The following is an 8,864-nucleotide window of genomic DNA, read 5'->3' as shown; positions in this document are numbered from 1 at the left end:
GGCGTTATCAAATCAACACCAGGCTTCCATTTCAAACGTCTTAAAATGGATTCAGGCCATTTTCTTTGGTACGCTTATGCTGTACTTTGGTAAAGTATTGTTCGTACCCTTATTATTCGGGCTATTGATCGCGCTGATCACATTTCCGATGTGTAAAAAAATGGAAAAATGGGGACTGCCACGTAGTCTGTCAATTGCGTGTTTATTAATGGCCGTGATTCTGTTGGTTATAGCATTAGGCTGGTTATTGGGTATAGAGATCAACATTTTTTTAAGTGACTTCCCCCTGATCTCTAAACGGTTATCGGAACTTACACCAGACATGGGAAAATGGGTAAACGATACCTTTCATATTGGTCCGACTGCACAGTCGGCATGGCTTCAAAAAATGACCGCTAACCTCGATGACGATATTACAGGTTTCCTGAAAGGCCTGTTAAATACGACGATCTCTACCCTGATTATGTTGGTCATGATCCCCATCTATGCTGCGCTGTTCTTATACCATAGGGAAACCTTTGTACGCGTAATCACCCTCATTGTAGGCGACAGATATAAAGTCCAGTTAGGATTGATCTTACATGAAAGCGTCGATTCCTATTTTAAATTTATAAAAGGAAATTTTTATGTTTATTCAATTGTGGCCGCACTTAACTGCATCGGTTTGTTTGCGCTAGGCATCAGGAATGCATTGTTATACGGAATTCTCACTTCATTTATGATGGTGATACCCTATATCGGCATTTTTATAAGTGCCGCGATCCCGGTGTCCATTGCTCTGGTTACCAAAGATTCGATATGGTATCCGGTTGGCGTAGTGCTGATATTTGTTTTTATTCAATACCTGGAATCCAATGTCATTTTCCCATGGGTAGTAGGCACACAGCTTGACCTGAGTACATGGGCAACACTGGTGGCTATTATTGCCGCTACCTTATTATGGGGCATAGCAGGCATGGTTTTGGTGTCTCCTTTTTTAGCGATATTAAAAATAGTAACAGACCATGTCCCTGCGTTGAAACCGCTTAATATCCTATTGAATCGTTCGGCCGGATACCAGGGTAAATAGGTAATCATTGCATAAAGCTTACCGCGGATACATTAAGACCTGCCGAATGGATGATCGTATGCAGCATCAATCATTATTTTTTTCCGGATTTCTCCTTTTGATAAATTTTACCAGCTCATACCAAACCACCGAAGCAACACCAGCGCCGGCGCAAATGCCGATTTGCTGAAGCGTAGGTGTGCTAAAGCCAAAAAACTGGGCTAAAGGCCTTACATAAAGCAATAGGCCCGTGATCGCAATTGTAATACTTATGATCAGCAAAACCAGGTTGTTCTTATACCTTATGGTCGTAAATAACGAATAGTAAAATGACCTATTGACCAGCGTCAGGGAAATATTGGCGGCGATCAATGTGGTAAACACAATTGTCCGGGTTATTTGTTCATTGTACCCATTATATACAGCATATTGATAAACGGCTAAAGTGCCGCAGGTGATCATTAACCCCTGAATGATGCTTGTTGTAAGCTCTTTCCAATTAAAAAAAGTAACAGAAAACGGCCTGGGCTTTTGAACCATGGTGTTTTTTTCCATTGGCTCGTTTTCATAGATAATTGAGCAGGTTGGCCCCATCACCAGTTCCAAAAAGATAATATGTACCGGAGAAAAAATATTAGGATAAATCCAGCCCAGTGCCAGGGGAAGAAAAACTGTTAAAACGATCGGGATGTGAATTGAAATGATATACTGAATGGCTTTTTTGAGATTGGTATAAATCCGCCTGCCCATTGCGATAGCATCTACCATTTTCGACAGGTCGTCTTCCATCAATATCAATGATGCGGCCTCTTTAGCAATTTCAGTACCTCTTTTTCCCATGGCAATGCCAATGTGCGCAGCTTTTAAGGCCGGTCCGTCGTTTACACCGTCGCCTGTCATGGCGACTATTTTATTATTCGCTTTAAAGGCGTTGATGATCCTCAACTTCGCTTCGGGAAACATACGCGAGAAGATATCAGTATCTTCCACTACCTTCTGCACTTCCCCATCACTTAATTTCATCAATTCTTCGCCGCTGATGCATTTGTCATACCCTTTAAAACCAATCTGCTTTGCAATGGAGGTTGTTGTTGCTGCATTATCCCCAGTTACTATTTTAACGGAGATCCCTGCTTTATAAAATTCCTGTAAAACTAACCCAATATTCTTTTTGGGCGGGTCGTAAAAAGCCACTATGCCTTTAAATAAAAAGCGGAACTCCTGTTGGGTAGCCGGAAAGTTATTCCCTGCAAAATCGGCCTCGCCAACCGCTAAAATCCGGTAGCCTTCTGCTGTCAATGCTTCAATAACTGCTTCTATCTTGCTGATTTTATCTTTAGTCAGATCACTCACCTTTAATATAGCTTCGGGAGCGCCTTTTGCAGCGATTATCCGCTTGCCATTGTGTTCAAATAAATGCGTCATCATTGGCGGCTTTCCGCCTAAGGGATATTCATGAACCATTTTATATTCAGGCCGCTCATCTGGGATTCCGGTTTTAAGATAAGCCTTGTGCAAGGCGATTTCCATCGGATCAAACGGAATGGGCTCGCTTGCCCACATCGCCATCCTGATCAGTGCCTTTTCATCGTCATTCAATGTGCCTTCAGCGTCAGTGATCTTTGTGCCGGGAACAAAAATTTTGGCGAGGCTCATTTCATTTTCCGTTAATGTCCCTGTTTTATCAGTACAAATAACAGAGGCACTACCGAGTGTTTCTACGGTCTTCATTTGTTTCACCACCACGCCCATCTTCATCAGGCGCCATGCACCCAGGGCCATAAAAGTTGAAAAAGCTACGGGAATTTCTTCAGGCAGAATGCTCATGGCAAGCGTGAGCGCTTTTATTAAACTATCGGTTAGGTTATAAGAATGAAAATAGTTTAATACCCATACGATAATAAAAATAAAAACCCCGGCAACTACCATCTTTTTCACAAAATTATTGATCTGCGTTTCTAATGGTGTGGGTTCCTCCTTGATGGCAGCAAGGCTTTTCCCTATTTTTCCCAGGCGGGTTTCATTGCCGATTTCTGTAATGCTGGCAATGGCGAGTCCGCTGGCAACGGTTGTTCCCTGAAAGATCAAATTATTTTCGGCAGCCCGGTCTTTATAAACCGCAAAGGATTCGCCGGTAAGTATCGCTTCGTTTACCGAGAAATCATTAGAATGGACAATCTTTCCGTCAGCTGTTATCGATTTTCCTTCTTCAACGATCAGGCTGTCGCCGACTACGAGGTCCTCACTTTTTATATCGACGGTTTTTCCGTTCCTGATGACCTTACAATAAGGTTGGCTGAAATCCTTTAGTTTTTCAAGCGCATTCCGGCTCCTTGAATCCTGAAACAATGAGATTGCAGACACCAGTACTACAGACGAAGCAAGAAAGATGCCGTCAGCAGCGTTGCCGCTTATAAAGTAGATACCGGAGGTAACCAACAGCAAGATAACCATCGGTTCCCTGGCAAGTGTTTTTATAGCTTTAAAAAAGGTATTCTCTTTTTTGTACGAAAGGCTATTAACCCCGTATTGCTCCCTCGACCGGGCAACCTGATCGTCAGACAACCCTTGAATATTGAAATTATTTACAGGCATAATAGCGTTGTCATGGGGATTGGGATATCTGGTACATACGCACCCCGGCCATAATACTACAAATCTCGTTTAACCACAATTAGCATATGATGACCAGTGTCAGTACAAATAGTGACATTCATCAATAGAATTTAACGAGCCAAAACAGGTAACCGGATTATCATTGTTTTGAGCTCCTTTAAACAAAAAAAGGTAGCCGTATGAGGCGGCTACCTGTCAAACCAATTATATTATACTCAATCTACAACATTAAAGTATTTGAGATACATAAATATACAACTTGTTGAATAGGGTAAACCCGCCATTTTAAACAGGGGCCTATTTTATAATAAAAATTTAAAACAAACAGGCCTTTTTATATTGCAAATAATTAATATTCAATTATTTAAAAAACAAAGAGCCAACGATTATATATGATTTTTTTACCTAAAGGAGTTGATTTATCGTTTTTTTAAGAAGCTATCATACTTAGAATTCGTTTTCTATAAGTTCAATTACCTCTCTCAAAATTTATTTTTTCATTTTTAGCAGTTTGACAACAATGTCCCCTACTTCTTTTCCGTATTCGTGCGATACCACGCATGAATTATAATAGTGGATCCCTCCATAAAACCTTCCCCAAATATTTTCGTTGGCGGCGTCTCTGAAAGATTTATAAGAACGGCTTTTGATCCCAAATTCAAGTTCCGATGTATCTGTGTAAGCTACATGATCACCCAAAACGCTTGAAAGCGCTTCGGCTGCAGCGCCTGAGTTAGTACAATGTCCACAGGTATATTCAGGGAACGGAGGGGTTTGCAAATGCGGGCGCCAGCTTGGATCAAAATATTTATTGATCACTGTTTCAGGTCTTACTGTTTTATAAATGTATTTTTCTGTCCAGCATTGGATAAAACCATCAAAAATAGCAATACTTGTTTTTGCATATGCGCAAACGGTGGTGTTAAAATCGGCCTTTGCTTTTGCAGCGCCAATTCCCACAACACTCATCCAGTGTCCCGGCGGAGAAAACTTTTTGGTAATGAACATTACATGTCCTGAAACATTTAATTTACCCGGATTATCATCCCAAAATTCGGCTATATGTGCCTGCTCCGGCGTTAAATTTTCAGTGGTAGTTTTAATATATTTTACCTCGTGATAATACTTACTGCTGGTATCGGTAACGTTAAATGCAGGTGGCGGGGTAACAGCAATAGCCGGCACTTTGTTGATCACCATCGGTCGTATTTCGCTCCAATGTGGTTCGGCGGCTTCGCTATAAGCCGGTGGCGTTGGCACCCACCTTCCGGCAGAGTCATTTATTGGAAACTTTGATTCACTTCTGGTTTTCAGATAATTATCCTTTTTACTCCATTTCATGATGGCCGATGAAACCAATTTCGCATAATCTTCAGAATTCCCGATCATTTCAGCCGGCATACCATGCGCTACGGCTAACTGGTGCAGGCTATCAGTGTAATATTTAAGACTACCCTCCGGAAATGTAACTGCTTCTCCTACTTTACAAAAAGCCAATAACGCAGCATATTTATAATCAACCTGCTTTCCTTTAAAAGGCTTCGGGACCTCTTTCAATCCATTTAATTGCCCCGTCAGCGATTGATAATGTGCAGAATCACCTGCGGCAACAACCTCATACGCTGCAATATTGGCATAGGCATAATTTCGCGAAGCAACAACAGGCGAAAAATTATTACCCATAACCACCCCGTTTAGTTCATGTACGGTAGCGCTATACAGCGCTGGGTTATTAAATATTTTCTGATAATCCGGATTTTTACAAGATGCAAAAAACAGGGCTATAGCCAGGATAGAAAACAATAAACGTTTCATATTAAATAGTTTAAAATTGATTATTTTATTACATAAGTCTTTTTATCGGGACCTACGCCGGTAATAGTTAACGATTTCCAATTAGATGGCAATTTGCTTTTGATTTGCATTATTCCTTCAGGGGTAATGTCAAGTCCTCCAAAACCCATCAGCAAACTCTGAATTATGCCTCCGGCGCCGGTTGCAAAATAAGGATTCGTTCCACCTTTCGTTTCAGCAATTACCCTGAAAGGGGGATTTAAATTTGGCTCGTAAGCGTCTTTAAAAAAATGGTAGGCTTTATCGCCATTGCCCAATCGTGCATAAAGCAATGTAAATATCCCCTGGGTCATGGCCGGTGTGCCTTCGTTTGGTACGCGGGTTTCATAGTACTCCAGGTCTTTTTTTACCTGAGCATTATCTGTTATGGTTTTTAAAGGGTAGGCCAGCAGGTTTACATCAGCCTGTTTAATACCTTCGCCGTTATAGGTAGCAAATTCCCTGGTCACACCATTCGCCATTTTCAAAATGGGAATGTTTTGAGCCACCAAATCCCAATCCGGATCAGCCTTAAAACCTAAGACTTTAGCCGCGGCGGTTGCAGCCTGCAAATTAGCGATTGCCGCAGCGTTGGTATAAGCGTTATTGTCTACATTTTCGGCCCATTCATCGGCCGCGACAACGTCTTTAATATCATAATGCCCTGTACCATTTCGCTCAACCCTGCTTGCCCAAAAGTCGGCCGTGGCTGATAAAATAGGCCATCCTTTTTCCTGCAACCATTGCTTATCCTGGGTAACACAGTAATAGTTCCAGGCGCCTAAGGCAACATCGGCAGTTATATGGTGCTCAAACGGACCGCTCAACGCCCAAACAGGAGTTTCCTCAACACCACTATCCGCACTTTCCCAGGGAAACATTGCCCCTTTATACCCGTGAGAGAATGCGTTTTGTTTGGCAGGCCCCAAGCGCTGAAAACGGTATTCAACCAATGATTTCGCAATCTCGGGATGTAAAACCAGCAAAGCCGGGTACATCCACAAATCAGCATCCCAAAAAACATGGCCGTTATAACCCAGACCAGAAAGCCCCATCGGCGAAGGAGAATAAGCAGTTCCGGCGCGCGAAAATGAATACAAATGATAGAGCATGCTGTGTACATCCTGCTGGGCCTGCGCATCCCCTTCAATTTTTATATCACTTTTCCATAGGTCGGCCCAGGCATTTTTATGGTATTGGATGAGGCGGTCGCTGCCTTCCAGTTTGGCAAACATGGTTAAACGTTCGGCCTGGTTCAAGGGATCAGCATCGTGGGCCGACGTTATGGAGGAACCTGCTACGCCATACCTGTAGGTTTCGCCGGCGGCTATTGCTTTACTGAATTTCATCAGGTGCATATTGTTATCCCACATTTCGTGAATCACCCTTGGCTCCTGCCCGTGCGGTTCGTTAAACAAAAATGTATTTGAGGCACATAATTGTAATTTTCCCGTTGGGCTTTTGGCTGTGGAGGTTAATAAACTGATGGTTACATGCGGTCTGTCAATTTCATTATAATAATTTTGAACGTCCTTTAAGGCATCCGGCGCTTCCATTACGCTTGCTGCGGTAATGGTTATCGTTTTTTTAGCAGTAATAGCAATATCCATCAAAACTGTAAAGGGCAATTGCCTCAAAGAATAGTAGGTATATTTTACCGATGCTTCTTCTCCATAATCAAATGTGGCAGTAAAGGCTGCGCTTTGCATATCCAATTGCTGCTTAAAGTTCCTGATATTACCGGCATCTATGCGTTTGCCGTTTATTTCGAGGTACATGTTCAGCAGGTTAAAACTGTTTAAAAAGTTGCTGACCCTCCCCCTTCCATATAAATCATAGGCACCGGCCAAAACAACATTTTTAACTTTGAAGGGCTCAGGCGATGATACGATACCGATCATCCCATTCGCCACGGTTATTCCATAATAATTGGCCGGATCAATTTTATCAGCTTTAATTACCCATTCATCCTGGGCATTTGCTGAAGTTGAAAAAAGCAATGCAATCCCAACAATTATCGTAAGTAATCTATTCATATCTAATTAGTTGTTTTAAAAAACCTGATCCCGTTATTGTTAAATGCTACTGCATAAATTATCCCTTTAGCGGTTTTAACTGTTTTAATATCACGTACTTCCCCACGTAACATAAAACCTGAGTTAACCGGTGATTGCCAGCTAAAATCGCCCTTTTTACCCGATAGTATCAGATCTCCAAAATCGGCATCATAGCGTCCTTCAAAAGGTATCACGCCTGAGAAATTCCCTCCTGCCAGGATACCTTTACCAGGTGCAGCCATAGCGGCAAAGCCAAAAAGCGGCGAAGTTTGGGCCGACGACGGAAATGGTTTAAACCGGAAATTCCCATTTCCCTTATTAAAGAAAACCCCGGATGCAAAAGAGTTAGCTGTTAATGGCCTGGTATTGGTTATTGAATCGCCAAAAAGTTCATTAACCGTCTTCCCGGCAAAATCATGATAATATAAAAACTTCTTTTTTATTAATGGCACCTGTTTCTCGATATCGCCTTTACCTAAAAAGGTATAGTCTTTTTGGTCTATACTGTAGGTAAGCAATGGGTCAACTGTTCCGTTTTTATCAATATCAGTTAAATACAGTTTTACAGGGTTTTGGCCGGTTGGTTTAAGTTTTGAGTTGAGGCCATAATTGCCAGCAATGATATCCACTTTACCATCGCCGTCAACATCGGCAAGAACCACGCGCTGCCACCACCCCGATAACTTATCCATTTCGGCATTATGCTGTTCAACAAATTTACCATGTTTATTCATGAATACTTTCACGGGCATCCATTCTCCGCCTACCACCAGGTCGGGCCATCCATCATTATTAAGATCAGCAAAAGAGACAGACCGGAGCATACCGGCATATTTGAGCTCGCCGGGGATTTGCGCCTTTTGGAAGTGGCCATGGCCATCATTCATCAACAGATATGATTCCGGTATCGCGCCGAACTTACCTGCTTCGGGCGCACCAGCCACAAATAAGTCCGGGTAACCATCATGATTTATGTCAGCAACCGCTACCGCAGCCTTATTGACTCTGATTGACGGAATAGCATCCGAACGTTTAAAATGACCTTTGCCGTCATTCATATACAACCGATCAACTAAATCCGGCGACCCATTCTTTAGTTCATTTCCACCGCTAACTACGTATAGGTCAGGATGACCATCTTTGTTTACATCAAGAAAAACAGCATCAACATCTTCGCTGGCTTTATCCGTAACAAAGTCTGGTTGGGGCGAAAGTTTAAAACCGCCGCCGGTTGTCTGGATAAACAAAGCTCCCGGTTGTCCCTTTGCGCCGCAAACGTAAAAATCTTCCAGGCCATCATTATTTACATC

At 42.3% G+C, this 8,864-nt stretch carries 5 protein-coding genes; 1 reads left to right on the top strand and 4 read right to left on the bottom strand.

The genetic code is table 11. The features are described from left to right. Nucleotides 1-1,069: AI-2E family transporter (locus tag QZY09_RS15400; RefSeq protein ID WP_295673794.1), on the top strand; the 1,069-nt coding region annotated here is incomplete at its 5' end. A gap of 66 nt (nt 1,070-1,135) precedes the next feature. Here the strand turns inward: QZY09_RS15400 and QZY09_RS15395 are convergent. The 4 genes from QZY09_RS15395 to QZY09_RS15380 form a co-directional block, all read right to left on the bottom strand. Then, entirely contained in the window at nt 1,136-3,643 is a 2,508-nt protein-coding gene (locus tag QZY09_RS15395) for a cation-translocating P-type ATPase (protein WP_295673792.1), read from the bottom strand. Nucleotides 3,644-4,153: 510 nt separating this feature from the next. Further along, nucleotides 4,154-5,479 carry a vanadium-dependent haloperoxidase gene (locus QZY09_RS15390; protein ID WP_295673791.1) on the bottom strand — a complete coding sequence of 442 codons (1,326 nt, stop codon included), beginning with the start codon at nt 5,477-5,479 and terminating at the stop codon, nt 4,154-4,156. Between the two features lie 20 nt (nt 5,480-5,499). Beyond that, nucleotides 5,500-7,533, bottom strand: a complete 2,034-nt coding sequence (locus QZY09_RS15385; protein ID WP_295673790.1) for a glycoside hydrolase family 65 protein — start codon at nt 7,531-7,533, stop codon at nt 5,500-5,502. A 2-nt stretch (nt 7,534-7,535) separates the two neighbouring features. Further along, nucleotides 7,536-8,864, bottom strand: a 1,329-nt coding sequence (locus tag QZY09_RS15380) for a VCBS repeat-containing protein (RefSeq protein WP_295673788.1), incomplete at its 5' end; no start/stop codon positions are given.

The sequence above is a fragment of the uncultured Mucilaginibacter sp. genome (assembly GCF_903913935.1).
Classification (GTDB): domain Bacteria; phylum Bacteroidota; class Bacteroidia; order Sphingobacteriales; family Sphingobacteriaceae; genus Mucilaginibacter.
Note: the sequence above shows the minus strand (reverse complement) of the source record. Positions and strands in the feature narration are given on the sequence as shown.

Bases quoted from the DNA above. Each gene is read 5' to 3' on its own strand.
- QZY09_RS15395 (WP_295673792.1), bottom strand. From the start codon at position 3,643: ATGCCTGTAAATAATTTCAATATTCAAGGGTTGTCTGACGATCAGGTT.
- QZY09_RS15385 (WP_295673790.1), bottom strand. From the start codon at position 7,533: ATGAATAGATTACTTACGATAATTGTTGGGATTGCATTGCTTTTTTCA.
- QZY09_RS15390 (WP_295673791.1), bottom strand. From the start codon at position 5,479: ATGAAACGTTTATTGTTTTCTATCCTGGCTATAGCCCTGTTTTTTGCA.